This window comes from Legionella dresdenensis (genome assembly GCF_042649825.1).
In the GTDB taxonomy this organism is placed as follows: Bacteria; Pseudomonadota; Gammaproteobacteria; order Legionellales; family Legionellaceae; genus Legionella_C; species Legionella_C dresdenensis.
This window is the reverse complement of the sequence record NZ_JBHSAB010000020.1, coordinates 45,363-69,552: the sequence shown is the minus strand read 5'-3', so window position 1 is coordinate 69,552 and position 24,190 is coordinate 45,363. Positions and strand designations below refer to the sequence as shown.

The following is a 24,190-nucleotide window of genomic DNA, read 5'->3' as shown; positions in this document are numbered from 1 at the left end:
CTTAAATAAATTTAATCTGTAAATACATTAGACAATGCTACATGTCAAAATTAAATGGAAATAGTACTAGCTGCATAACTTTGGAAGCAGGAAGCCAAAATAAATACTCATTATATTCAGTTAAGGCTGTCATTTCGTTGCGTACGGCGTCTATTTGACCTCGGTAAAAATCGTGATTGCCAAGAATGTAATAAATCGGCTTTTTAATAAGAGTAGCAAACGCAGTTAATATATTTTTGATACTAGGCGCTTCTGCAATATCACCGCTTATCAATACACCATCGCATTTGGTGTTAATAATTTCTTGGTAAAATTTTTTGCGTTCATCTGCATCAAGGAAATTTAAATGAACATCGGTTAACCATGCAAGTTTCATGTTACTTACTCTGTATGGATGTTAGTTTTTGTTCGAGTAACTCAATGCGATCATTGGCAATACTTCCGTATTGAGCAAAATGTCCAGGAATAGCTCCTTTAAATGATGGAGAAAGCATGACTTCTCGCAGAGAATTAATCAAATATTCTTGTAGGATAGAATCACAATTTTTGATTTCATCTACTATTTCAAGCCTTCCATCTAGGACTGATACGATGTCTTCAAAATCATGGCTGGCGTAAAAATCCATTTTGCCTCTTGTTTTAAAGGCTTCAAATTTGGTGGCTAAAAAATAAGGGGCTGTAACAACTCGAATTTCAAGATTGTCAGTCAATGGATAAAGGTTTGAAAACTCAATTGCTTGTTTATACCAACGATTTCCAAATCCTAAAATTGATTCATCAGTAGGCATTACATCAAGAATGACATCATCATAAAACCAACGGCAAATAACATCTTCCGTTATGGATTTCTTGAAGCCCTGTTTGTTAAGTTTTTTCTCTAACTGGTAGTATTGATTTCTGGAAATAACATCCACGATACAATCGACGTCAAGCGTATAGCGCACATCTGGTACTAGAGGATCAGAGATGAATAACCCTGTGGTACATCCTCCAAGGAAAACAACATCGTTTCGAATATCACCTAATTTTGTTGCGACAAACTCTAACATTCTTAGATTCGCCAATTTCACATTATTATCCAGCATGATTTAATTTTTCCTTCAAAAGTTCTGCTGCCAGGTTGCGCTCACGGGGGCGCCCCGAGCGCATGACATCAATTAAGACGAGTAATTCATGGAAAGCAGAGTCAGGGTTCGCTCTTAAAGTTCTTGATAAATTAGGGTGAATAGGTAATAGCGCTACACCACGCTCCTCCCCCATTGCATCAGGCCAAACGGGAATAGGATCATTACCCAATGCGATTTTATCGCGAAAAATAGGGGCGGCAATTGCTGCGGGAGTGCCTCTAGTGTATTCACCTAATTTTCCTGGAAAGAGGAACTTGAGTGAGTGTATTAAAAACTCTTCTGCGGCATGAACATTAGGGAAAAGTTTGCCTTGTTTGTCTTTCCTTAATAATCCCGCTTCCTCTAGTCGCTTTATGCCTGCATTAACTTCAGCTAGACTAATCCCCAATGCAGTGGATAATTGACGCTGGGATAGGTCTCTACCGATATTTGCTAATAGTTTTATTAATACGACGCAATCTTGTGACTTTAACATGGCATTATTCTCTAAATAGCATAAATGAAGTATACCACAGGTGTTCGCTGTTCGCGAACAGAAGAACATGTGGGTTGGTCGAATGATCTTTTGGTTGATAGTATTGCTGCAATCTAACTTCATTAATTGGATAGTAATCATATGCGATTTGCTAGAGCAATAAATGCCTATACTTATATGTAGCATATCCAGATGGATGAAATTTTATGGTTCGCTACGATAAAGTTAAGCTGGCATTTGATTTTTTTTGTATAAAAGAAAAATCCGGCCAATCATTTACTCTTAGAGAATTAGCTGATTTTACTGGTTGGAAAATAGAAACTTGTAAAACTTATGTATCGAAACGCTGGCATCATCTTCTCAATCAATCGACTGGGGGAGAGTATAGTTCAATAGGGATGTCTTCTTTAACTAGTGATGAATTCCTGTCTCTTCATAGCCAAAAGTTGGCTATACACCAAAATAATTCAGAACAAATAGAATTAATTAATAAAGCGAAAGATTTTGCAATGTTAGCAGTTGGAGTTTACAACAATCCGCTTTTTAAGCTGAAGACATATGGCTATATTGTAAATATGACGATAGCTTTCACTGCCCTATTTCTCTCAATTTTTTTAAAAAAAGGTATCGATGTTTTTGAAAAAGATAAAAATGGTAATTACATTGAGATTGATGGAGAAAAAAAATACATTAGTCTCAAGGCATGTTGCGATTTATATTGGGGGAATATACAACACCGGAGCGAGAAAATTTAAACCTCTTAATTGGGCTAAGAAATAGAATTGAACACAAAGATTTACCACATTTAGATTTATTGGTGGTAGGTTACTGTTTATCTTCTTTATCTAACTTTGAGGATATTTTGAGCCAAGAATTTGGTCAGGAGTATGCTTTGATGGCAAATCTTGCAATAGGGTATATAGTTGACTAAAAACATTCTTTATTCTAAATTCTAGAATATGGAATAAAGGGTGGTGCTCAATGATTAAATCACAAGACACGTAGTTCTGGCCAAACTGTTAGCTTACCAAACAGACAAAAACTAGTCTCAAAATAGTATTGCATTTGAATTGTGTTTGAGTCCTTCTCAAATCAATAGTGCATTCAAGAGATTAGTGGCAGTAGGGTTAATTACACCATACTGCCCCCCGGCCAAGCCGCAACCCATTATTCAGGCTTGTGAAGAGTTTTTTATTCATGGATTAAAGTATATCTTTCCTGCTAAATTAGGCGAGCTAGTTCGTGGTATTCCTACTAGTTATGCTGCACCTAGTTTAAGCGATCAGATTGTTGCTGGTACTGATCCTATCCCTGTATGGCCATATGGCGAAGGAGAGGAGCGTGGCCTTGCCCTCAAGCCATTATATTCTTCAGTGCCTGAATCTGTAGCAAAGCATCCAGATCCGTTATTTTATGACTTATTGACACTAATTGATGCTATTCGTTCTGGGCGTGTAAGAGAAAGGCAAATTGCTTCACAAAAAATATTGGTATTATTAAAATCAAAAAAAGTTGGCAGCAAATGAATATTAAACTTTAATCATTTCCTTGATTAAATTAGAGTTTATTTCGAATAATCATAGGAATACCCCCATATCTGGCCGGTTTTGGAGCTTAGCCCTGCCAATACTCATTAGGGTCTTCTTGTAATTCTGGGTCATCAGGTTGCATGTTCTGGTAACGAATAAACACTTTCTGCATCCATGCTGGCATCTTATCAAGATGCATTAAAACCTCGTTGAAATATTCATCCTTCAGACGAGCATGAAGCTTCTTAACTACTCGTGGTTTTAAATATCCCTTCCCCTCATACCACAAGGCATTAACCACATGACATGTTACTGTATTTGGCATGACTATTTTTCTAGGACTCACATGCACAAGTTTAATTCTATTTTCACCATTAATTTTGATATAACGTGAGCGACCAGTCGTATAGTAAATTGCGTGAACAGGAATTTGCGTACTAAGACCAAGCTGATTCAAAGCTACAGCAGGATGAACTGTTATTGTCTCACCTGTTTTCTTAGAAACAGCTTCAATGATTTTATCTGTACTTGGCGGAATTGGACGACCTGGCAGCAAGCGATTTTTTTCAGGTCTAAAATATATACCACGAGATATAGTACCCACGTCATTGCTTTTTGCTAACCGCAATAAAACACGTTGTACAAGCTTAGTTGGATATTTCTTATAAATTGAGCCCACAAAAAAAATCCTTCCTCTTGGAATTTTTTTTATGAATTTTTCAATTGATACTGTTGTCCTCATATCTTTGACCTGTTTATTTAAGCCTTTAAAACATTATTAACTATAACTACATTCTGTATTACTTTTTAATCAGAGTCCTTAAATAAGATTTGCATAAATCTTGTATTGATATATATTTTTTCTCTTCCAATTTCTAGTTCTTTCAAAATGCCTTCACTGACTAGCTTCTGCAGGTATTCGGCAGCAGTTTGTCTCTTTACTATTTCTGCATCTACTACATTAGAAATTCTACAGTAGGGTTGTACAAAAAGGAGTTCGACCAATTCTCTTGAATATATTTTAGGTTGTTTATTTTTTACATACTCCACAGTTTCTTCCATTAAACCAACAATGTTCTTAATCCTATTGCAAGTCCATTGGGATGTGTTTGCGACTGCATTTAACATGTAAATAATCCAAGATTCCCAGTCATCTTTTAAAGTGACATTTAAGAGATATTGGTAATATTCCCTCTTATTCTTGATGATATAACGGCTCAAATAAAGAACAGGTATAGTTAAGAGTTCCCGCTCGATTAAATACAATATATTTAAAATTCTCCCCGTTCGACCATTTCCATCTGTAAATGGATGGATTGCTTCAAATTGATAATGTCCTATAGCCATTTTTATTAATGGGTCAATATCATTTTGATCATGTAAAAATACTTCCCAATTGTGAAGCTTTTGCCTTAAAAGCGCCTCTCCTTCAGGAGGAGTATAAATTATTTCTCCAGTTGTCTGATTAGATAGAGTTGTTCCTGGAACCTTTCTTACGGTCATTTCAACGCCGTGCAAGGTTGAACATAAACTCTCTGCTAAGACTGTATTCAATGGTCGAGATTTAATAGATTCAAAGCCTTCTCTCAAAGCAGTTCTGTAACGTAAAGCCTCTTTTGTAGCTGGATCTATATTAGTCTCAGAGCTGCTATTGGCATATTGAAATAACTTATCTGTTGTTGTCACTATGTTTTCGATCTCTGAGCTTGCTTGAGCTTCTAACAAAGGCAAAGAGTTTATTAAAACGCTTTGGTTTGGTAGCATTTCTGCTGCTTTTCTCAGTTCTGCTAGGGACGCACGTGCTTCAATGCACACTTTCAGTATTTTTTTAGTTTCTATATCCTGTTTAGGAGGCAGTGCAGGCAATTCATTGTATGCTTTAGTTACATCAATCTTTATCATGTTTAAATTTTCCCATTTTATCGACATGTTTTAAGGATATGTCGATGTGGTATACATGTCAAGACAATGTGTCGATATTTTCAAATTTTATCGACATGTTTTTGGAATGTGTCGATGGTATAAACATATTCTTATAATATGTCGATAATTTAATATTATATCGACATGTCATTATAATAAATTAAAGATAAGAGATGTTGCTGGGGGGTATATTAAAATTTATTAAAAGCAAATGCATTAAAAATCAAATAATTATATTGCAAGTTAAATAGCCGCCGCCTCTCAACCATATAAATTATTGATTTATAATGAATTTTTATACTTTTATAATTAACAGGGCTCTCAAAGGGTTTTTTAATACGCTCAAGCATTGCTTTCACTTCTTATTTCAAGAACTTATTCACTCTAACTATCTGTAAAATTTTTACATATGCAGACTATAATTAGATATACATCACGTTATGGACAAGTCTTTATGGAACCTCCCATATTTAGTGGCATCCTAAATATGGGAGGTTTACAGTGAGGGTTAAGCGTAATACTCTGCCTTAATTTCGGAGGAATAAAATTATGGCTGCCCCTCATTTAAAACTAATTAAATACTTTAATGTTTATTCCATATATTTAATTAATATATATACAGCATTCGTTTTAATAAATAACCATTTTAATGTAATAAGGCTCGAAGATATAAGCTTAACCTTACCGCTTATCATTGGAATATGCGTTTGGTCATACAATACATTACCTCTAATTAGAAAAGCACATACAAATAAAATAGAGGCATTTAGAAGAGATTTGTTTTTAATATTTTATAGTATTATTGCTGCTGAAATGTTCTCTTTTTTAATTCATTATTCTAATGTAGATATTAGGTCATGGTGGGTTTTTACTTTATATTATTTTAGTCTGATAGGAATCATCTACTCCCTAATATATTCAATTATTGCAATAGCTTTAGAACAACATCATAAAAAATATACTTTCTTTATATTTTATCTCATTATATTTGTAATTACCGCTATCAATCTGCTAGCTTATAGAAATTATTTTTCAATTTATGCTAGAGATGAATTTTACTATTCTTGTTTAGTTGGAGTGCTTTGTATTCATATCGTAGTATGCGTTATTACGAAAATCCGTTTGATATTTATAAAAAACAAATAGAGATTGAAGCGAGAGCGAATTAAACGCTTTATACTGTTTGTAAACCTCCCATATTTAGTGGCATCCTAAATATGGGAGGTTTACACTTCGATTCAAGAAATTATCTCTGTTTAAGTGGGAATTAATATAAATATCCCAAAACCTCTTCTTAATAAGCACAAGTTATCTTCTCCCCACCACCTTTCAAATAAAGTAATATCGTCAATATATTGTCTGTCGGGAAGAGGGCGTGGATGGTCATTATCAATAGCACTAATTATGTTGCCTTATTATAAAAATTCAAATCCGGTTTTAGCCAAATTAGCCAGACGAATGATTGCGCAAGTAGAGAGTCCTGAGAGAAATGTATCTAATCGAATAGAAGCAATCTGTGCTCGTTTTAGCTCTAAAGGTGCTTAAACGAGTGTAGTTGCTCCTTGATAAAGTATAATTAATTATTACTTGTTATTGGGACAATATCTTTATTGAAAAAATAATAATAAATGGTGGGCATTACGTTATTTAAGAATGCATTTTCTACAATATAATATTGACCAATATTTGATCCTGTTCCTGAGCGTGAAATTGGTCCATTTAAGCATAAATACGATTGATCTTTAAATTCAATTTTTGACCATGATGTATCGGTTGGATAAAGCGTGCCTGGTTTAATTTCTGAGTTAACCGACTTATTTTCTGCTTTTTCTAAATTAATTTTTTGGCTATTAACAACTAAATAGGGTATATCTGCACATCTTACAAAACCATACATTTTATTGTCAAAATTTACTTCAAATGGCTCTTCACAATCTTTTTCTTGGGTTCCTGCATAAACTCCATCTTCTTTGGTGTCAATAGTGATCTTATTATTATAAGGTTTCTCATCAACACAGGATCTTAATACTTCAAAAGGAGGTTGCGCAACGGAGACTGGTAGAAGTAATAGACTGACCAGCCCTCCAATCAGTTGGTTTATTGCCATTCTTTATTTCCGGTTGCTTTTAAAAAATTATTGTTTAACTTCCAAAATATAGTTTTCCCATGGGCGGCAACAGACTCGTATTCATAATCATATTGTCCCTTTTTTGTCACAATATTTCTAAGTGGGGGCTCCAACACATCAAAGATATTATGTTTAACACGAGTAAAGTGAAACCCATGACGGTATTTATAATGATGCGATCCACTCGTTTTTAAATCATACCCATCCCAAAAACATCCGCCATTCGCGTAATCAATTCTCCATAATAGAGCGGTCGCTATTTCAAAGATAAGCAGAGTCTATTTTTGTATTTGGAATCATAATCGCCGGTATTATTCCAGCATAGGTATTGATATAATTGATACAAAGTATACTACATACACTATAACGCAAATAACTGATCATATAATTTTACAGCTTTAAAAAATGTAAATATATTTTACATCGAATGCAAATTTTAATTTAATTTTTTTGTGAACCATAAAATTAAATCATCATCTAAAGGATATGATTGCCCTGGCACAGTTGGCTTGTAGTTATAGGTTACTCCTAAACCATCAGGAATATATCCTCGCTTGACATAAAGTCTTTGAGCGCTACCATAACCACCATCGTGTCCCGCATAAAGTCCTACACCAATACCAACATGCTCGCTTTTAGTGGCCGCTTCTTTTTCTGCAATATCAAGAAGCATTGAACCCACTCCAACCCTCCGAAAAGGCGGCAACACGTTCAAATCTATGATTTCAGGTATGTGGTCTTTTGCGAATGTCTCATATTGTGATTGCCATTTCAAGGTAATGTATCCAGCAAACCGATCATGAATAAAGGCTACCCAAATCAACCGCTCGCCGGTCTCTGATTCTTTTAAATACTGCTCGAATAATGAAGAGGGCTTATTCCACCCAATAGCATTAAACGCACCAACGAGAATAGGAATATCGTCTGCTGATAAGGATCTTAAATTTTTATAATGCTTCTCCATAACAAAATTGATTAACTCTATACCACGAATCGTCACAGTCTGTTGTTTTACAACGTGAAACCCTTTGGCCTCAAAAAACGGTTTTGCTGTAATGCTAACTTCTGCATAGACGCGAGAAATTGATTTATCTACGGCTGCTTTCTCAATTTCATGGATGAGAGCGCTGCCAATACCAGATCCCTGAAACTCGTGATGGACATAAAAACAATCGATATGACCATTTGGCTCAAATTCTGCAAAGCCCACTATGTTATCGGCTATGAGCGCAACAAACGGTTGAGTTTTTTCTAATTTTTCTTGCCACCCACCATAATCTTGTACTGAAGACCATGGAGCCCATGCATCTAGCTGTTCTTTTGTGTAATCGTTAGCATTCACAGTATGTATGGTGTTGAAATAAATTTGGCTTAAAAATTTTGCATCACCATCTTGATAACGACGTACTTGAATTTTAGGGTTCATAAATGTTTGGCCAATTTGGATTATAGGATACTGTAACACGCTCGTAATACTAACATTTTTCGGCTACAACAGAATACACATGCCAATGCTTAATATTGCCCAATGCATCGGTCTTATCAATTTCTTCTTCCTCAAGAAATGCTACTTCAAATGGCAAGAGTAAATTTGATAAATCGTCATGATTAAAGAACGTCATATCCAAGTTTTTAGAGCTATTCCAACCATCATTTATTCCAAAAAAAGTTCCTGCAAACATATCGCCTTGATGCATGGTGTCTACAATGGTATTCCATATTGAATAAAATTTATCTTCCCTTAAAAAAGGAAGACTGTAACTTGCATTGATTAATTGTACTCGTGGTAGAGACGTCAACAATTCAAATGGCATTACTTTCGTGTCTAATCTATTTTGAAGGGATGGCGGACATAAAGACAATAAAGTTGATATTGCTTCGGCCTGATAATCAATGGCGAGTACTGACCAGCCATGTTTTAAAAGTTCAATGGAGTCAGCGCCCGAACCACACCCAAGATCAATTGCTGCTTTAGTATGAGTGGATTTACTCCGGTTGCTAAAAATTTCGATAGCTTTTAGAAGGGTTTTACGTGGTGAGGTGATCTGCTTCGTAATTTTATAATAGTGCGCCCAATTTCTATCATTCATAACGTTTCCCTGGAATAGTTACCAGCTGGTAACTAATTGACGGATAAATAAATTTCTCTATATTCTCATTAAGCATTATTGCTCAATAAAGGGAAATACTATGAAAGACAAGATTATTAAAAAAATTGTTAAAGAAAAAACTTCAGCAAAAAGTAAAGGGTATTGCGGGCCTGGAACATGCATTGGGTAATCAAAGATGCATCATACGGTAAATATGATGCATTCATTTTGGAGGCTGAATAATGTACTTACCTGATTTAAATACATTACTGTCTTATAAAAATACAAAGGTCATTTCCAGATATTGTCAAGATTATCCAAGTGCCCAAATGCAAGCAGAAGACGCTTTAGCAGAATTAATGAAATTTGTTTGGCTTTGTTTTAAACACAAGTTTGAAATAAACAATAATCCCGATAATAAGTCACTGAATTTTTCTTGCGTGATGCATTCCGAGATGGTTGACATTGATAATATGTGGCATACTTTTCTTTTGTTTACCAGAGATTATCATGACTTCTGCAATGAATATCTTAATGGTAATTTTTTTCATCATGATCCAATAACCGATACAAATGATTCCCGGTTTGATGAAAACTATGAACAAGAGCTGACTCTCTATTTATCCTATATCTATGATAGTCTGGGTGAAGATACCTTGATAAAGTGGTTTGGACAATATTTATAAAAGTATAATTCTTTTAAGTGCACACTACTGAAAGATCATCGATATGACTCTCTGCCCATTGTGTAATAGCTTGACAAACTTTATTCAAGCTTATACCCAATAACGTCAGGGAATATTCCACATGTAATATCAAATCCGATTTATCTTCACGAATGACTAACCCATAGGATTCCAGCCTTTTGAGCTGCGCGCTTAATACCTTGGCTGTAATACCGCCAATTGCTCTTTGCAATTCGCCAAAGCGATGGCTTTTTTCTGCGAGTAATTGGATGATTAAAATTACCCACTTGTCGCTGATAATCTCTAAAACGATCCGTGAAGGGCATTGTTCTTGATAAACGTCATAAATCACCTTCATCTCCTATCAAACGGGTTGATACATATACTAAGAGCCCGCTATTTTACATATATTAAATAAAGTAGTTATAGATTATTCTTTGCTTTTAATTTTTGGTGATGAATGTGAAGTCAATATGTGTTTATCTGGGGGCAAAATGTGGTAACTCCACGCTCTTTAAAGACGTTGTGATTCAATTAGGAAATCAAATAGCTTGCTCTGATATTCGTTTGGTTTATGGCGGTTCCAGCCTGGGTTTAATGGGGCTGTTAGCAACCAGTGTAATGGATTCAGGAGGAAAGGTAACAGGAATCATCCCGGAAAGTCTTTTGGCCCTGGAAAAACCATTAACATCGCTAGATGAACTTATTATTACAAAAAGCATGCAAGAGAGAAAAATCCTGATGCAACAAAAAGCAGATGCATTTATAGTGATGCCTGGCGGTTTAGGCACTTTAGAAGAAGCTTTTGATACCTGGAATGCTATTAAAATAGGGGTTTTTAATAAGTCTATTGGATTTCTGAATATTGATGGTTATTTTGATGGCTTGTTTTCTTTCATCTCTAATGCTGAAAAATACGGTTTTGTCTCTAAAACACAAGTGCAAATACCTAAACTCAATACCTGCCCAATATTATTACTCTCTGAAATGTCAACATGCTATTTATCTGAACCACAAGGGTGTTAATTATCGTAGCCGGGGAGCACTGTCATTAAGTTAAGGATTTTGTCATTCCTGCGAAAGAGACTATTTCTCAAGTTGGCTCTTTACCTTGTTTAATGAATGGAGCCCTTCGCGGGTCTGACAAATTTTTTTAATTTAATGGCAGTGAGCAGAGGATTAATTAGCTATAACCACCGACCTGAACAATGCTTTCAAATGACAATTTTTTTAACGCTACAGCAGGCGATAAAGATAATAAAAAATCAATTGTGGCACAAATATCCGCTGTTTTAATTAGCTTACTTCTATCCTCTTTCACATCAGATGTCATTTCAGTATCAACAAGGCCAGGACAAAGTGCTGTCACTTTGATGTTAGTATTTTTCATTTCTTTGTATAAGGATTCATTAAAGGCCAGAAGAGCTGCTTTTGTAGCAGCATAACCACCTAATAAACTTCTTGGTGTTTCGGCGCTTCTGGAACTTACGTTTATGATGTAGCCAGAATTTTTAATTTTCATCAAAGGAACCGTTGCCCTGATCATATCAATAGCGCCTATGAGATTTGAATTTATCATTGTAGATAATTCGATTGGATCAATATCTGAAGTTCCTCTTTTTACATAACCAGCATTATTAAATAATAAATCAACTGAGTTAGTTGTTTTATAAAAATTAGTAATAGCTAGATTAACCTCTCCTGCATAATAAACATCAATAGCCGCGATATTAACAATTAAATTGATATTAATTTCCTTCAGTTCCTGTTGGAGTTCCGCTAATAATTCTTTAGAACGCGATATTAATAGAAGATTGTAACCCTTGCGTGCCAGATGCTTTGCAACTTCCCTGCCTATCCCTTTACTCGCGCCTGTAATTATTGCCGATTTATCATACATATATAACCCTCTCTTTGTTTTTGGATTTTCCTAATGCTGGACAGTTGCTGATTGAAATTTAATTGTAATGAAATAACATGAAGCTTATAGTATAACTTGTTAATAATGCAAAGATTAATAAAATCTTCAAAAAATCTATAAAAGTATCATAGCCTGGGTGAAACGAAATGAAATCAGGGTTCCGGTCCTATGATTTGCACCCGGCTGCGTTTGCTATAGCTATTTTGGAAGCTAATCTTTATAATCATACACTTCATTCCATTTGGAAGTTTAAATTTATAAGGACATAAATTGAATCGCCAATTTATTTTATTTTTGTTATTCTTTTTCTTAATTCCATCTTATTGCAATGCGCAGGAGGGAAACCTTCAGGATATGCGGGTTGTATTAGGATTAGATGCAGGCATTGCGCAAACTAATCAATTAAGTCGCACGGTCACGTTTCCACTTGGCTATAGTACTTTTAATTACACTCCTGATAAAAAGAATTCTTCCTTCGCGCGATATGGCGTTTCACTTGGTCGCAGGTTGGTATTTGATTCTTTAAATAGCATTATTATTGGATTAGGTTATCATCAGCTAAGCTCAAGGGATGTGAAGGGCACATTACAACAAGGGATTTTTCCACCGTTTTATAGCGCTAATTATCAATACACCATTCAAATGTCGCAATTATTAGCCGAAGTCAAAGTGCAGCGTGAGTGGCATGAAAAGTTTTATCCTTATCTTACTGCCGGCATTGGCGGTGCGTATAATAAGGCTAAGAATTTTAGCACAACAGTGCCTGGATATTTGACTGTCACACCGGATTTTTCTAATCATAACAATTCGTCTTTAAGCTATATGCTTGGCTTAGGTATAGACACCTTAATATTACCGAATGTTGCTGTGGGCGTTGGATATGTGTTTTCTGATTTGGGGCATGTGGGGCTTGGTGATGGTTCTATCCGTAACCGGGCTGTGCCTGATTATTTAAACCAATCTCATTTATATATTAACACTCTTGTGGCGCAGCTTCACTGGTATTTTTAACGAAAGGATTATAAGTAATGAATAGATGGGGAAAATTTTTTTGTTCTGTTTTATGCCAGTCAGTTATGTTGCTGATGTTAATTAGTATAAATGGCGGAGTAAACGCTCAAACTCAGTCCAAACATAACAAAACTCGCTACAATCTTCCATTTTTTATTACTGCCAAATCTAATACAATTTTACCCACTGAAGTTGCAATCGGGTTTCCGGTTCACGCCATTTATCAAATTACTAACCCCAACCCTATTGCCGCAGTCAATGCTTCCATCGTGTCGTTGCCGCCTTCTACCAGTATTGACTCCTCGGGGTGTGGCGGCACGTTTACTTTAGCGCCTAATGCAAGCTGTACTTTGACGCTTATTATTTCACCGGATGGTTTGCATGTTGGAGATGTTATCAGCGGTGCAAGAAGCCCCAATGTGCTAATGGCCTGTTGGGATGATGGTGTGAGTTGTGCCGGTGTTACTAATAGTAATGATTTATTGCGGGTTGAAGTGATACCTCCTCCGTCTCTAACCTACCAATCACTGTTAGAAGATAAACTGGTTAATGCGGACTTATGGGGAAGTCAGCCAGAAATGTTGTCAGCAAATTACGGTTTTGAGGGAATTGAAGGGGTTCCAGGAAATGAAGCAGGGGTTATTGCTGCGGGTGGAACCTGGATGATTATAACCACTCCTGATGCGCCCTTTGCTGCTTACACCACTGCGCAATCTCCTTCTGATGTGGCAATTGGATTTGGTTATCCTACAGACCATGCCGATGCGATGCCGATTTGTTTTAGTTGGCCGGTTTTGCCCAGTACGGTTAACCCAACGGACTTTCGATTGACTTTGAATACCGGTGAAGTAGTAAGGCCGGCAGTGGCCTCGATAACCCCGAATTTTTTATATAATAAACGTAGTTGTGTTGTTATTTTTGGAGAATTTGGTAATCGACTGGCACCTGGAACCCCTGGAGCGGTTTACCCTGTTCAGGTTACGGTGGTCGATAATGGTACTACCTTAAAATTAGTCGGTCCTAATGGGCCCGTAAGTGCAGTTGGCCTGACCAAATCAAGCGGTAATCCTTATCAATCTGGCGGCGGTCCAAAATTAATTGGCGCTAAATTAAGCATCATGAACGATATTGGCCAAAATGCACCCGTAGCGTTTAAAAGCAATCTTCCAAATGGTGGAACGGCGCTTTATGGTGCGGATGCACAATATCGATTGCGTATATATACGACAGCTGGAATTTCACCTGATGGGGTTGCCGCAATCCTGCCCAGCGATTACAGCAATTTCTTTCAAGTCGAAGTGACTGAGAATGGAGTATCTACTTTATTAACTCAAACAAACGTTCCTTATATTTTCTCTGCAGGTGTGATCACGGTTGTGGGTATGGCTGATTTAGGTAAATATGATTTACCCTTAAATGATGCTTATGTTGCCGATCGAGATAATTATCTGGATATTATTTTAAAAGGCGATGATGCAGCAATGCGTTTAATTACCGCAGTAATAATTCCCGCCTCGGGTTCTTATTTACCATTATATAACCCAGGCGGTCCTGGTAATAATCCTGTACCTGGTGTCACTTATACTTATCCAGGCCCGTCGTGGACACAACCAGTAACTATTGCGATTGATGATCCACTGACAGTGAATTATCCATAAGGATTCAAGTCTAAACCAAAGGAAGTGCAAGCATTACATAAATTAAAGCCCGTGATTAAATCACAGGCTTTAAACAGTGGGAGATAAAGGGAATTATTTAAAAAGTGTAGCGAATACCTGCAGAACCCATATTGTATTTCTGAGCTCCAAAATCAACACGCCACGCGCTGGTTGCCGCGTGTGTTGGGTAAGAAGTTGAACCAAAGGTATAGCTGGTCGGGGCTGCATAGAGCCAGCGGTATTCAGCAAAAATGCTTACATGCGGATTGACTGCAAAATTTGAACCCACTTTAATTTGACCAGCAAAAGCACTGTCTTTACTGCTGGTATTAGAATTATAATGGTTAACACCAACTTCTAGTGGTGAAACTTGAAGTGCATTGGCATTGTTAATTGAGAATACCGCACCGCCGATACCCGCGCCTATATAGGGGCGTAACCAGCTGTCTGAATTAAAATTCAATACTGCATTGATGAGAAAAACGCCTGCGCTTGTTGGATAGGTTACGGCAAAATCATGTTCGGGAAGTCGGGTTGTATTGTTGTTAACTTCATGGCCTGTAAAGTTACTTTTGCCAAGGTAATAGCCTTCTGCTTCAAAAGCGGGTGTTAAAGTCCAGCTGGTAAAAGCTGTTACAATATCTGTCCATTGATAGCCAATCTGACCGCCAACCATTCCCATGGAGCGGCTGTTTGTGCGGCCAAAAGCATCTACTGCCAGGGGACCGCCTGCTGCTTCTGGAAAGAATGCAGTTCCATATTGACTGAGGTCAGTCTTGGTTGAAGCGCCGCCGCCGCCAAAAACGCCTGCGTAAATATTTCCAGGCGCTGCTGCAACAGGACCCATTGTGCCAGCATGTGCGCTTAAGCCTGCTAAAGCAAGAAAAATTCCGGTTAACGAGAGCGAGAAACCAGCGTTATTGCTTTTCCCTTTTAATTTCATTTCATTCTCCATAATGAACGTAAAAATAACTTTTTGAGTAGAGATTTACACATCGGCGCTTAGCTTGCTGCTTTTTTTAAAACTTGTCAATATGGCGAAAGTTCATTGAATTCAGGCAATATAAATACCTGATTGCAAATATTGATTTATAGTAAAGGGTATGTAGAAAGGGATTTTATAAGGACATCATGATGAGCTATCGTTATCTGCTATTTTTTATTTTCTTTTTTATCAGTGCATCCTATGCAGGAGTCGCTAAAGATGCAATCGTGTGTAATCAAGAGTACGCGCTTTGTACTTCCGCGCCTTGTATTCCTGATCCCAGGCATCCCGATTACGCTATTTGTTCGTGTGATGTGGAGCAAGGGGATAGTGTAGGGTATAAAAAATGTGGCAAACGCGCCCCCAGGCAAGCGGCTTTTAAAGTCAAAAAAGTTATTTCAACTTTTTCATTCAAACAATTTAATCACAAGAAAAGTTTGACCTGTCCACGAGGCAAGCCTTGGACTGATTGCGTGGACGCACCATGCACTGTAGATCCTATGAATGCCAAAAAAGCGATCTGCAGTTGTAAAATAAAACATGAGCAAACATTTGTCACTTTCGGAGGAAACTGTGATTTGAGCACCTGTTCTACAGGCTTTTGGTCGGGCTCAATGCTTTCCTCAAGTGCTGCTCTGCGCAAAGCCTTATTAGAGAAATTAAATATAACCGAAAATCCCTGGACTAAAATTGCATGCCCCTTGTAGATGAATAGGTGTTGAGCTAAATAAAATGCAGCTCAACACATATATTAATATAATGCCGCCAATATTGGTTATATTTAATCATCTTGACCAAATATTTCATGTGTTTTACAATATGGATACAGATTATCATTGGTTTTTTTTATGCCTGCACAAGTAAGTCTTTCGCCGCAACAAATTGCGCAATTTAAAGAGGAAATTAAGCAAGCTGACGGCGAATTAGATTTAACAAAATTTGTTAAAGTCTGCTCAGTTGCTGAACTGGCTGAATTATATAACGAAATCCCCGTGAGAGTTAAAATTGTTAAATATTCACTGGATTATGTAAATTCAACAAGATTAAAGCCAATTATCAGAGAATCACTAAAATATTTACCACAACACGTTATCGGCCTACACAATAAAGGGGTATCTATAATTGATGGAAGCGAGGAAGGCGTACAATTTTGTCGTGCTATCCCATCGTCCATTAAAAATCTCATTCTTGAGGAATATTTTTATGATCTGAATAAACCAGTCGATAGCAATAATATTGTCGAGGCATTTAAAGCCATTACATCAATCGAAAGCTTGATATTAAAACCCACCCTTATTGAGTCGCTTAATGGCTATGAAAAGCTTATCTTTGATAATATACCTGCTAATGTAAAGCAACTTAAACTTGACGGATTCTGGTTTTTATCAGCTGACGGGCAAACTCTGACTAACATTTTTAGCGGACTTCGCTGCACGCAACTAACAATACATGAATTGAATGCTATAGATTCTGAAATTAATATCGAAACTATAATGCACAATAGTAGAGTAATGTTACAGTCATTAAAAACTAGCATGGTAAAAGGCCTTGTTTTGAGTGAGATCACCAAATGGGGGCAGTTAGGTAATAGCTTGGACGGGACGGTATTTAAGCGTCGTAATCGCGAGAGAGTTGATCAAATACTTACGTATGTGCCAAAAAGTATCGTTGAGATAGACTATAAAGATGATAATATAAAATTAAATCGCCCTATGTCGGAAAATAACCGCTTAAAACGAATTTTTCTTGCAAACCATAAGCAGCAATTGAAAGAGGACAAGCAAGGCTGTTTCGGTTTTTTCCGAAATACCAACGTCAGGAAATTGATGCCATTCGAAGACATCATAAAACATGCGCAAAATCATAATAACCGAAGCCGGCAAATATGTATCAAATTAGGCTGGATGGATAATACTGGTAATCTTGTTAATAAAGAAATAAAAGAGTTATTGCAGCCGCAGCAATCGGGAGGTATAGCCACTCCCCATGTTAGGTGAACAAATTTTAATAAGTTGCAAATAAACCGTCTTTGCGAACGCTCGCAAAGACGAACCTTTTATCCAACAGACCATATAATTAAGCCCCGAAAAATATTTTACCCCCATTGTAAAATTTCACTGGAAGTCTTCTATACTATTTGAATGAAAATATAAGTAATTCATAGAGTAAGGATGCTTCTATGCTAAACAACCCCCTTGATAGCCGTTCATTATATAACTGGTATGATTTCACAATGAGGTCGTTGCAGCCTTATTCTGATTATTGTCTTACTCTTTCCAAGCGTTTTAGACGAATTGCCGATACCATGAATTTGCCAGTCAATGTGCCGTTTCTACCTGATGCTCAAAAGGAGTTAAGTGAAATGGCTATGCGCTCAACAATTAAATATTTTAGAGAATTAACGGGTTACTGCTATGTCACTCATATGATCACCAATATTTATGAGAAACCATGCTTTGATATCAAAGACGTAAAAATAGGTGATGAATACTACGATATTATTGAGGAGCTCGTTGATCGTAAAAGCTTTTGTGATTTATTGCGCTTCAAGAAAAAGGGCATCGCTGATAACACAATGCCGAAAATGCTGCTTGTCGCTCCTATGTCCGGACACCACGCCACTCTGTTGCGGGATACGGTTCAGGGATTGTTACCTTTTTATGATGTCTATATTACTGATTGGAAAAATGCCCGTGATGTACCTTTGGCAGAGGGGGCGTTTGATTTGGATGATTTTATTGAATACGTTATTTCCTACTTCAGGCTCCTGGGTCCGGATTTAAATGTTATGGCGGTGTGTCAGCCGACAGTTCCGGTGCTGGCTGCGCTGGCTTTAATGTCCACAGTTAACGATCCCCATTTGCCGACCAGCACTATCTTGCTGGGCGGTCCAATTGATACTACCAAATCGCCAACGGCGGTCAATGAACTGGCGGTTTCCAGAGGCGATGACTGGTTTCAGCAAAACGTTATTTCCATGGTACCGGGCCGATTTCCGGGCGCAATGCGATTAGTATATCCGGGGTTTATGCAGCTTTCCGGCTTTATGAGCATGAATATACAACGCCATATCGAATCCCTGCAATTAGCGATTAAAAATTATGCGGAAAATAAACGTGATGCTGCCTTCAAAACTATACGTTTTTATCTGGAATATTTTTCAACAATGGATTTAACGGCTGAATTTTACATGCAAACCATTAATACCGTTTTTCAGGAGCAGCTACTGGCTAAAGGGCACTATAAATCCAGAGGAAATACCATTCGTTTACAGGATATCAAGAATACATCAATTTTAATTATCGAAGGCGAGCATGATGATATAACCGGGCTTGGGCAAACGAAATCAGTCATTACTTTATGCAAAAACCTGTCTGACGATAAGAAAAAATATTATCTTGCTGCGGACGTTGGCCATTATGGTTTGTTCAATGGCAGTAAATTTCGCAAGCATATTATTCCTCAAATAAATGCCTTTGTTGCAAAACAAAGCGGCCAGCGAATCAAAGGTGGAGTAAAACGTGGCACAAAAAAAACTTGATTTGGATAAATTAGCGGAAGATTTTCGGCAAAAATGCCAATCGTTGCCAAAAATTAAAGTTGGTGTCGTGTTCCCCTGTAGTGAAGATTCACTTGAAGGGGCTATCGAAGCCAATCATTTGGGATTGATTGAGCCTGTTTTGATTGGCCCACAAGCCAAAATTCAGTCTATTGCACAAAAGCTGAAGGCAGACATCAGCCGCTATGAGTTGATTAATATTTCAGAACCGCCAGATGCTGCAGAAAAAGCAGTACAATTGGCGCGTGAAGGAAAAGTAGCGGCCTTAATGAAAGGGAGTTTGCATACTGATGAATTAATGCATGCCGTCATTAAAAAAGAAAATGGATTGCGTACTCGCCGCCGCATTAGCCATGCTTTTATTATGGCGATTGAAAAATACCATAAGCCATTCATTGTCACCGATGCAGCCATTAATATCGCGCCTGATTTAATGGTTAAAAAAGACATTATTCAAAACGCCGTTGATTTGTTTCATGCATTTAATAACGATGAAACACCCAAAGTGGCATTGTTGTCCGCAGTTGAAACAATACATCCCGAAATGATTTCGACAACAGATGCCGCGTGTCTGGCAAAAATGGCAGAACGCGGGCAAATTACCGGAGCCATAGTTGATGGCCCCTTCGCTTACGATAATGTGTTCAGCCTTCACGCGGCCCAGACTAAACATATTCAATCTACGGTAATAGGCGATGTTGATATATTTGTAGTTCCTAATTTGGAGGCCGGTAACATTTTAGCCAAGCAACTGGTCATCATTGCCGATGCACTCTCTGCAGGAATCATTCTAGGCGCGGCAGTGCCTATCGTTTTAACCAGTCGGGCTGATAATGTACGCTCCCGGATTGGCTCATGTGCTGTGGCTGTGATGATGGCTAATGCGAAGGCAACAACGAGAGAATGCAATGAGTAATATTCACTATAAAAATATTCACGAAATTACCGGAGATATTCTGAAAGTTGTTGTTCCGGCTATGCCTGATACTAAGGCCATATCTGCTCCCAGACTGGATGATTTGGCCTTGATTCATACTTCAAAGGGCGTGTTGCTCTCTCAGATTACTCATTTGGAAAACGAAATCGTTACCCTCCAGGTGTATGGCAGTACGAAAGGGCTATCGACTGACGCATCAGTCACGTTTCTTGGCCATCCAATGCAAGTCAGTTATTCCCCCAATATTCTGGGGCGAGTATTTAATGGCGTTGGCCAAACCATTGATGGCGGCCCGAAATTGGAACAGGATGATAAAACGTCTATTCGTACCGCAACGGTAAATCCAACACGGCGAACGCTGGCCTCCAGGATGATTCGCACCAATATTCCTATGATTGATATTTTTAATTGTCTGGTTGAAAGCCAGAAAATTCCAATATTTTCTATAGCAGGTGAACCCTACAATGAGCTATTGGCCAAAATTGCGACTCAGGCTGAAGCTGACGTCATTGTTTTTGGCGGTATGGGATTACTGTTCGATGATTATTACGCCTTCCGCAAAACCTTCGAAGATCATGGCTCCATTGCGCGTACCATTATGTTTGTGAATCAGGCCTCCGATTCAATTTTAGAGCGCTTGCTTATTCCCGATATGGCATTAGCAGTAGCAGAGAAAATGGCGATTGAAGAAGGCAAGCGGGTGTTAGTGTTATTAACCGATATGACTGCGTTTGCTGACGCCTTGAAAGAAGTTGGTATTGCCATGGAACGGGTGCCCTCTAACCGCGGCTACATGGGAGATTTATACTCTCAATTAGCAAGACGCTATGAAAAGGCTTGCGATTTCCAGGGCGCAGGTTCGGTAACCATCCTTTCAGTGACTACGATGCCAGGAAATGATGTCACCCATCCTGTTCCTGATAATACCGGCTATATCACCGAAGGGCAGCTATATCTCCATTCAGGTTCCATTGATCCTTTTGGTTCATTGTCGCGGCTCAAACAACATGTGATCGGCAAGCAAACCCGGGATGATCATAGCCAGATTATGAATACGATGATCCGCTTTTATTCGGCCGCTTGTGAGGCGGAACAAAAACAGGCAATGGCTTTTGAAATTTCTGAATTTGATGAGCGATTACTTAAATTCGGTTCTTTATTTCGCGAACGATTTATGGACATTAAAGTTTCGATTCCTTTAGAAGAAGCCTTGGATTTATGTTGGCAAACGCTTGCAGAATGCTTTCATGAAAATGAATTATTGATGAAACAGGAGCTCGTTGCGAAATATTTTAATGCCAGGGCACAATCGGATGCGGATCATGTCGCAAATTAAGCTTAATAAAGCATCGCTCAGTCAGGAACAAAGAAATCTGAAAAACTATCAGCGGTTTTTGCCGTCTTTGGAATTGAAAAGAAAAAAATTATTGTCAGAACGCAGCCATATCGATGCTGAGATTAACGCGTTAAACCAACAGGAAAACGCATTAGAACAAAGTATTCAAAATGATTTGCCCATGGTTGCCGGCACGATAGATCTGGTAACCAGTTTCATGGAAATCAAAGAAATTGTTATCGCTGAAGAAAACATTGTTGGAGTTAAGTTACCGGTGTTACAAGCTATAGTTTTTAATACGCTCGATTATGTCTACTTTAATACCCCGCAATGGTTTGAAAAGTTAATCGACGCCTTGCGCGCAAAAATTGAATTACAGTTGCGCTTGCAAATTGCCGCCGACAGGCAAAAATTATTGGCGAAATCGATTCAAACCGTAACTCAACGGAAAAATCTTTTTGAAAAAGTATTAATTCCCCGAGCATTAAATAACATTCGGCTGATCCAGATCTTTTTAACCGATAATGAGCGAGCGGCAGTGGTTCGATCCAAAATCGCTAAAAGAAAGAGGATGCGCTGATGAGCATCGCAACGTTTGAAAAAGTGAGTCTGCTAGGCCCGAGCTGCTGCAAGGCAGATATTGTGGCCGGGTTGCAGGCTTTGGGCTGCATGCATTTAATTGCAATCAACCCGCCCTCTAAATCGGCTTTAACCACCCCTTCGACAACGTTACTGGATCAGATAAAAGCGGCTTTGCTCTATCTGGACAATTCATCTGAGCAGGGCAATCCGCGCCTTTCTCAAAGGGATTTTAACCCCGATGAGGTGGTGAAGAAGATCTTGACTAATCAGCAAGCGTTAAGAGCGGCTGTTGATCGCCGTGACTTTTTAACTTCCCGAATTCATGCGGTATCGCAATGGGGCGATTTTGTTTTGCCAGCGGAAGAGGATTTAGGCGGTATCAAATTATGGTTTTATAAAATTAACTTAAAAGAATTGGCCCGGATTCCGAATGATATCCCTTTGCAGGAAATATACCGCAATAATCATTATGCCTTTATTATTTTGTTGTCTGAACAAGAGCCGCAAGAAGAGCATTTTCCCTTTCGCCGAATGCATACCGGTTCCATTGCGCTAAAGGAATTGCGTGCTGAACTGGATGAGTTGAATGAACGTATTGATGATTTGCTGGATGAGCAGCGTAATTTAACCCGCTATCGTTATTTACTGGCTTGTGAGATGGCGCAATTCTCTGATAGGACCGAATTGCATAAGGCGTTAGGGCAGACACAAGAGCATGAAGAGTTTTTTCTGTTACAGGCCTGGGTTCCGCAGGCGGAATTGCAGCGTCTTGCCGAATTTTGTAAAGCGCGGCAATTAAGTCTGGCGATTGAGCAACCTTTACCAGACGAATTACCCCCTACCCTGCTGGAGTCGCGGCCCTGGTTACAAGCCGGTTCCGAATTGGTTAATTTTTATCAGACCCCGGGCTATCATGCCTTTGACCCGTCGATTATGGTCTTTTTTTCTTTTTCAATTTTTTTTGCGATGATTCTTGCAGATGCCGGCTATGGCATTGTGTTGGCACTGTGTACCGCTTTGGGTTGGAAAAAGATGGGGCGGTACAATGCTGGCGCATGGTTAAGACCTCTGGCTGTGGTGATTAGTATTTTTTCCATTATCTATGGCGTTATGCTGGGCAGTTACTGGGGCGTTGAACCAAAAGCCGGAAGCTGGCTGGCAAAACTAAAAATAATCGATATAAATAATTTCAATCGGATGATGATTCTTGTGCTCGTTATTGGCTGTTTACATATCTGCATTGCCTGCGGCATGCGCGCCTGGTTTGCCCGGCATCGTAATGAGCGGATTCATGCCATCGGATTTATCTTATTAATTGTTTCCGCATTGCTCTATGGTTTTGGTGTAATCAAACACAGCACTATGTTTACTCAGCCCGCGATTTACCTCTTTATCCTGAGCCTGCTGCTGATTACGGTTTTTGCTTCAAATAAACCCATTACCAGCGTAAAAAATTTCTTAACAAGGATTTTTCATGGTGTGAGTGCTTTAACGGAATTACCCACTTTATTTGGCGACATTCTCAGTTATCTGCGCTTATTTGCTCTGGGATTGGCCGGCGCTTCATTAGCGGTTACATTTAATACTATGGCGCATCATATTACCGAGTCCGGGAAAGCCAGCAGTTGGCTGCTGGCGATTCTTGTTTTGCTCGTCGGGCAATCGCTTAATCTGGCTTTATGCCTGTTGGGTGCAGTTGTTCATGGCCTTCGGCTTAACTATATTGAATTTTTTAAATGGAGCATCAAGGAGGATGGCTATAGCTATCAGCCCTTTAAGAAACAGGAGATTTCGCATGAATGAGTTAATGATATTGTTTGGATGGGTAGGAATATATGCGCCTATGGCTCTGGCCACGATTGGAAGCATTTGCGGTTGTGCGATTGCAGGACAGGCTGCAATCGGGGTGATGTTAGATACCGACAGTGGGTATGGTAAATACATTGGTGTTTCCGTCCTTCCGTCTACTCAGGCGATTATGGGGATAGTCATTATGTTTGCGCTTAATCGCCAGGTGACGCCGCAAATTGCCGGCGGACTCTTTGGTATAGGGTTACTAGCGGGAATCGCGCTAATGATCTGTGCCATTCAACAAGGCAACTGTTGCGCCAGCGCCATCAATGCGACCAAGAACAAGCCTGAAATATTTGGTTTGTCTATTGCCCCGGCTGCGATTGTTGAAGGGTTTGCGGTATTTATCTTTGTGTTTGCTTTGGTATTAAGCAATGGAATATAGGAGCTTG

General features: G+C 38.5%; 25 protein-coding genes and 1 pseudogene. 15 read left to right on the top strand and 11 right to left on the bottom strand.

Annotation, left to right across the window (positions count from 1 at the left end; genetic code table 11):
• Window positions 1-37 precede the first annotated feature (37 nt).
• Genes ACFORL_RS08685 through ACFORL_RS08675 form a run of 3 tightly spaced genes read right to left on the bottom strand, consistent with a single transcriptional unit; the run spans window position 38 to window position 1,743 of the window.
• Entirely contained in the window at window positions 38-376 is a 339-nt protein-coding gene (locus ACFORL_RS08685; protein ID WP_382343093.1) for a metallophosphoesterase family protein, read from the bottom strand.
• Between the two features lies 1 nt (window position 377).
• Entirely contained in the window at window positions 378-1,085 is a 708-nt protein-coding gene (locus tag ACFORL_RS08680; protein ID WP_382343091.1) for a hypothetical protein, read from the bottom strand.
• Window positions 1,075-1,743 (bottom strand): winged helix-turn-helix transcriptional regulator, encoded by a 669-nt coding sequence (locus ACFORL_RS08675; RefSeq protein WP_382343089.1) that lies wholly within the window; start codon window positions 1,741-1,743, stop codon window positions 1,075-1,077. The genes ACFORL_RS08680 and ACFORL_RS08675 overlap by 11 nt, the downstream gene beginning before the upstream one ends.
• A 65-nt stretch (window positions 1,744-1,808) precedes the next feature.
• Between ACFORL_RS08675 and ACFORL_RS08670 the strand changes: the two are divergent.
• A pseudogene (locus ACFORL_RS08670) lies at window positions 1,809-2,533 on the top strand (DUF3644 domain-containing protein).
• A gap of 184 nt (window positions 2,534-2,717) precedes the next feature.
• Window positions 2,718-3,128, top strand: coding sequence for a hypothetical protein (locus ACFORL_RS08665; RefSeq protein ID WP_382343087.1), 411 nt, complete (start codon window positions 2,718-2,720; stop codon window positions 3,126-3,128).
• An 88-nt stretch (window positions 3,129-3,216) separates the two neighbouring features.
• Here ACFORL_RS08665 and ACFORL_RS08660 read toward each other — a convergent pair whose 3' ends face one another.
• Both ACFORL_RS08660 and fic read right to left on the bottom strand, forming a co-directional pair.
• Window positions 3,217-3,873: a DUF6088 family protein gene (locus ACFORL_RS08660; protein ID WP_382343086.1), complete on the bottom strand. Its 657-nt coding sequence runs from the start codon at window positions 3,871-3,873 to the stop codon at window positions 3,217-3,219.
• Between the two features lie 65 nt (window positions 3,874-3,938).
• Window positions 3,939-5,033: a protein adenylyltransferase Fic gene (gene fic / locus ACFORL_RS08655; protein WP_382343084.1), complete on the bottom strand. Its 1,095-nt coding sequence runs from the start codon at window positions 5,031-5,033 to the stop codon at window positions 3,939-3,941.
• A 570-nt stretch (window positions 5,034-5,603) separates the two neighbouring features.
• On the opposite strand from fic, the gene ACFORL_RS08650 reads away from it, so the two are divergent.
• Window positions 5,604-6,200, top strand: coding sequence for a hypothetical protein (locus tag ACFORL_RS08650; protein WP_382343082.1), 597 nt, complete (start codon window positions 5,604-5,606; stop codon window positions 6,198-6,200).
• 430 nt (window positions 6,201-6,630) lie between these two features.
• On the opposite strand, the gene ACFORL_RS08645 is transcribed toward ACFORL_RS08650, so the two are convergent.
• The 3 genes from ACFORL_RS08645 to ACFORL_RS08635 all read right to left on the bottom strand — a co-directional run bounded on the left by ACFORL_RS08645 (window position 6,631) and on the right by ACFORL_RS08635 (window position 9,272).
• A complete protein-coding gene (locus ACFORL_RS08645; RefSeq protein ID WP_382343080.1) occupies window positions 6,631-7,161 on the bottom strand; it encodes a hypothetical protein in 531 nt (176 codons plus the stop codon).
• 457 nt (window positions 7,162-7,618) lie between these two features.
• Window positions 7,619-8,608, bottom strand: coding sequence for a GNAT family N-acetyltransferase (locus ACFORL_RS08640; protein ID WP_382343078.1), 990 nt, complete (start codon window positions 8,606-8,608; stop codon window positions 7,619-7,621).
• Between the two features lie 49 nt (window positions 8,609-8,657).
• Window positions 8,658-9,272: a class I SAM-dependent methyltransferase gene (locus ACFORL_RS08635; protein WP_382343076.1), complete on the bottom strand. Its 615-nt coding sequence runs from the start codon at window positions 9,270-9,272 to the stop codon at window positions 8,658-8,660.
• Window positions 9,273-9,601: 329 nt separating this feature from the next.
• Here ACFORL_RS08635 and ACFORL_RS08630 point away from each other — a divergent pair, with 329 nt between their 5' ends.
• On the top strand, window positions 9,602-9,958 hold the full coding sequence (locus tag ACFORL_RS08630) for a hypothetical protein (RefSeq protein ID WP_382343074.1): 357 nt from the start codon (window positions 9,602-9,604) through the stop codon (window positions 9,956-9,958).
• Between the two features lie 13 nt (window positions 9,959-9,971).
• Here the strand turns inward: ACFORL_RS08630 and ACFORL_RS08625 are convergent, their stop codons facing one another.
• Entirely contained in the window at window positions 9,972-10,310 is a 339-nt protein-coding gene (locus ACFORL_RS08625) for a winged helix-turn-helix transcriptional regulator (protein ID WP_382343072.1), read from the bottom strand.
• A gap of 110 nt (window positions 10,311-10,420) precedes the next feature.
• Here ACFORL_RS08625 and ACFORL_RS08620 point away from each other — a divergent pair, with 110 nt between their 5' ends.
• Window positions 10,421-10,984: an LOG family protein gene (locus ACFORL_RS08620; protein WP_382343070.1), complete on the top strand. Its 564-nt coding sequence runs from the start codon at window positions 10,421-10,423 to the stop codon at window positions 10,982-10,984.
• Window positions 10,985-11,141: 157 nt separating this feature from the next.
• On the opposite strand, the gene ACFORL_RS08615 is transcribed toward ACFORL_RS08620, so the two are convergent.
• Complete coding sequence (locus ACFORL_RS08615) at window positions 11,142-11,858, bottom strand: SDR family NAD(P)-dependent oxidoreductase (protein ID WP_382343068.1); 717 nt, start codon at window positions 11,856-11,858, stop codon at window positions 11,142-11,144.
• Window positions 11,859-12,233: 375 nt separating this feature from the next.
• Here ACFORL_RS08615 and ACFORL_RS08610 point away from each other — a divergent pair, with 375 nt between their 5' ends.
• Together ACFORL_RS08610 and ACFORL_RS08605 are read left to right on the top strand one after the other, a co-directional pair.
• Entirely contained in the window at window positions 12,234-12,890 is a 657-nt protein-coding gene (locus tag ACFORL_RS08610; protein WP_382343066.1) for an outer membrane protein, read from the top strand.
• A 17-nt stretch (window positions 12,891-12,907) separates the two neighbouring features.
• Window positions 12,908-14,548: a hypothetical protein gene (locus ACFORL_RS08605; RefSeq protein WP_382343064.1), complete on the top strand. Its 1,641-nt coding sequence runs from the start codon at window positions 12,908-12,910 to the stop codon at window positions 14,546-14,548.
• 97 nt (window positions 14,549-14,645) lie between these two features.
• On the opposite strand, the gene ACFORL_RS08600 is transcribed toward ACFORL_RS08605, so the two are convergent.
• A complete protein-coding gene (locus ACFORL_RS08600; RefSeq protein WP_382343062.1) occupies window positions 14,646-15,491 on the bottom strand; it encodes an outer membrane protein in 846 nt (281 codons plus the stop codon).
• Between the two features lie 188 nt (window positions 15,492-15,679).
• On the opposite strand from ACFORL_RS08600, the gene ACFORL_RS08595 reads away from it, so the two are divergent.
• The 8 genes from ACFORL_RS08595 to ACFORL_RS08560 all read left to right on the top strand — a co-directional run bounded on the left by ACFORL_RS08595 (window position 15,680) and on the right by ACFORL_RS08560 (window position 24,183).
• Window positions 15,680-16,240, top strand: coding sequence for a hypothetical protein (locus ACFORL_RS08595; protein ID WP_382343061.1), 561 nt, complete (start codon window positions 15,680-15,682; stop codon window positions 16,238-16,240).
• A 141-nt stretch (window positions 16,241-16,381) separates the two neighbouring features.
• A complete protein-coding gene (locus tag ACFORL_RS08590) occupies window positions 16,382-17,530 on the top strand; it encodes a hypothetical protein (protein WP_382343060.1) in 1,149 nt (382 codons plus the stop codon).
• A 182-nt stretch (window positions 17,531-17,712) separates the two neighbouring features.
• Entirely contained in the window at window positions 17,713-19,074 is a 1,362-nt protein-coding gene (phaZ, locus tag ACFORL_RS08585; protein WP_382343058.1) for a polyhydroxyalkanoate depolymerase, read from the top strand.
• A complete protein-coding gene (locus ACFORL_RS08580) occupies window positions 19,055-20,008 on the top strand; it encodes a bifunctional enoyl-CoA hydratase/phosphate acetyltransferase (protein WP_382343056.1) in 954 nt (317 codons plus the stop codon). Before phaZ ends, ACFORL_RS08580 begins: the two co-directional genes overlap by 20 nt.
• A complete protein-coding gene (locus ACFORL_RS08575; RefSeq protein ID WP_382343054.1) occupies window positions 20,001-21,365 on the top strand; it encodes a V-type ATP synthase subunit B in 1,365 nt (454 codons plus the stop codon). Before ACFORL_RS08580 ends, ACFORL_RS08575 begins: the two co-directional genes overlap by 8 nt.
• Window positions 21,352-21,945, top strand: a complete 594-nt coding sequence (locus tag ACFORL_RS08570) for a V-type ATP synthase subunit D (RefSeq protein ID WP_382343053.1) — start codon at window positions 21,352-21,354, stop codon at window positions 21,943-21,945. The genes ACFORL_RS08575 and ACFORL_RS08570 overlap by 14 nt, the downstream gene beginning before the upstream one ends.
• The gene (locus tag ACFORL_RS08565; RefSeq protein WP_382343051.1) at window positions 21,945-23,750 is read left to right on the top strand and encodes a V-type ATP synthase subunit I; all 1,806 of its coding nucleotides are present in this window, start codon (window positions 21,945-21,947) and stop codon (window positions 23,748-23,750) included. Before ACFORL_RS08570 ends, ACFORL_RS08565 begins: the two co-directional genes overlap by 1 nt.
• Window positions 23,743-24,183 (top strand): ATP synthase subunit C, encoded by a 441-nt coding sequence (locus ACFORL_RS08560; RefSeq protein ID WP_382343050.1) that lies wholly within the window; start codon window positions 23,743-23,745, stop codon window positions 24,181-24,183. Before ACFORL_RS08565 ends, ACFORL_RS08560 begins: the two co-directional genes overlap by 8 nt.
• Window positions 24,184-24,190: the final 7 nt, after the last annotated feature.

What these genes read in the sequence shown, in the direction of transcription:
- ACFORL_RS08630 (WP_382343074.1), top strand. Translation starts at nt 9,602, where the DNA reads ATGCAAGCAGAAGACGCTTTAGCAGAATTAATGAAATTTGTTTGGCTT.
- ACFORL_RS08595 (WP_382343061.1), top strand. Translation starts at nt 15,680, where the DNA reads ATGATGAGCTATCGTTATCTGCTATTTTTTATTTTCTTTTTTATCAGT.
- ACFORL_RS08560 (WP_382343050.1), top strand. Translation starts at nt 23,743, where the DNA reads ATGAATGAGTTAATGATATTGTTTGGATGGGTAGGAATATATGCGCCT.
- fic (WP_382343084.1), bottom strand. Translation starts at nt 5,033, where the DNA reads ATGATAAAGATTGATGTAACTAAAGCATACAATGAATTGCCTGCACTG.
- ACFORL_RS08680 (WP_382343091.1), bottom strand. Translation starts at nt 1,085, where the DNA reads ATGCTGGATAATAATGTGAAATTGGCGAATCTAAGAATGTTAGAGTTT.
- ACFORL_RS08615 (WP_382343068.1), bottom strand. Translation starts at nt 11,858, where the DNA reads ATGTATGATAAATCGGCAATAATTACAGGCGCGAGTAAAGGGATAGGC.
- ACFORL_RS08570 (WP_382343053.1), top strand. Translation starts at nt 21,352, where the DNA reads ATGTCGCAAATTAAGCTTAATAAAGCATCGCTCAGTCAGGAACAAAGA.
- ACFORL_RS08610 (WP_382343066.1), top strand. Translation starts at nt 12,234, where the DNA reads ATGCGGGTTGTATTAGGATTAGATGCAGGCATTGCGCAAACTAATCAA.
- ACFORL_RS08605 (WP_382343064.1), top strand. Translation starts at nt 12,908, where the DNA reads ATGAATAGATGGGGAAAATTTTTTTGTTCTGTTTTATGCCAGTCAGTT.
- ACFORL_RS08565 (WP_382343051.1), top strand. Translation starts at nt 21,945, where the DNA reads ATGAGCATCGCAACGTTTGAAAAAGTGAGTCTGCTAGGCCCGAGCTGC.
- ACFORL_RS08645 (WP_382343080.1), bottom strand. Translation starts at nt 7,161, where the DNA reads ATGGCAATAAACCAACTGATTGGAGGGCTGGTCAGTCTATTACTTCTA.
- ACFORL_RS08635 (WP_382343076.1), bottom strand. Translation starts at nt 9,272, where the DNA reads ATGAATGATAGAAATTGGGCGCACTATTATAAAATTACGAAGCAGATC.
- ACFORL_RS08590 (WP_382343060.1), top strand. Translation starts at nt 16,382, where the DNA reads ATGCCTGCACAAGTAAGTCTTTCGCCGCAACAAATTGCGCAATTTAAA.
- phaZ (WP_382343058.1), top strand. Translation starts at nt 17,713, where the DNA reads ATGCTAAACAACCCCCTTGATAGCCGTTCATTATATAACTGGTATGAT.
- ACFORL_RS08600 (WP_382343062.1), bottom strand. Translation starts at nt 15,491, where the DNA reads ATGAAATTAAAAGGGAAAAGCAATAACGCTGGTTTCTCGCTCTCGTTA.
- ACFORL_RS08575 (WP_382343054.1), top strand. Translation starts at nt 20,001, where the DNA reads ATGAGTAATATTCACTATAAAAATATTCACGAAATTACCGGAGATATT.
- ACFORL_RS08660 (WP_382343086.1), bottom strand. Translation starts at nt 3,873, where the DNA reads ATGAGGACAACAGTATCAATTGAAAAATTCATAAAAAAAATTCCAAGA.
- ACFORL_RS08685 (WP_382343093.1), bottom strand. Translation starts at nt 376, where the DNA reads ATGAAACTTGCATGGTTAACCGATGTTCATTTAAATTTCCTTGATGCA.
- ACFORL_RS08640 (WP_382343078.1), bottom strand. Translation starts at nt 8,608, where the DNA reads ATGAACCCTAAAATTCAAGTACGTCGTTATCAAGATGGTGATGCAAAA.
- ACFORL_RS08650 (WP_382343082.1), top strand. Translation starts at nt 5,604, where the DNA reads ATGGCTGCCCCTCATTTAAAACTAATTAAATACTTTAATGTTTATTCC.
- ACFORL_RS08675 (WP_382343089.1), bottom strand. Translation starts at nt 1,743, where the DNA reads ATGATTACTATCCAATTAATGAAGTTAGATTGCAGCAATACTATCAAC.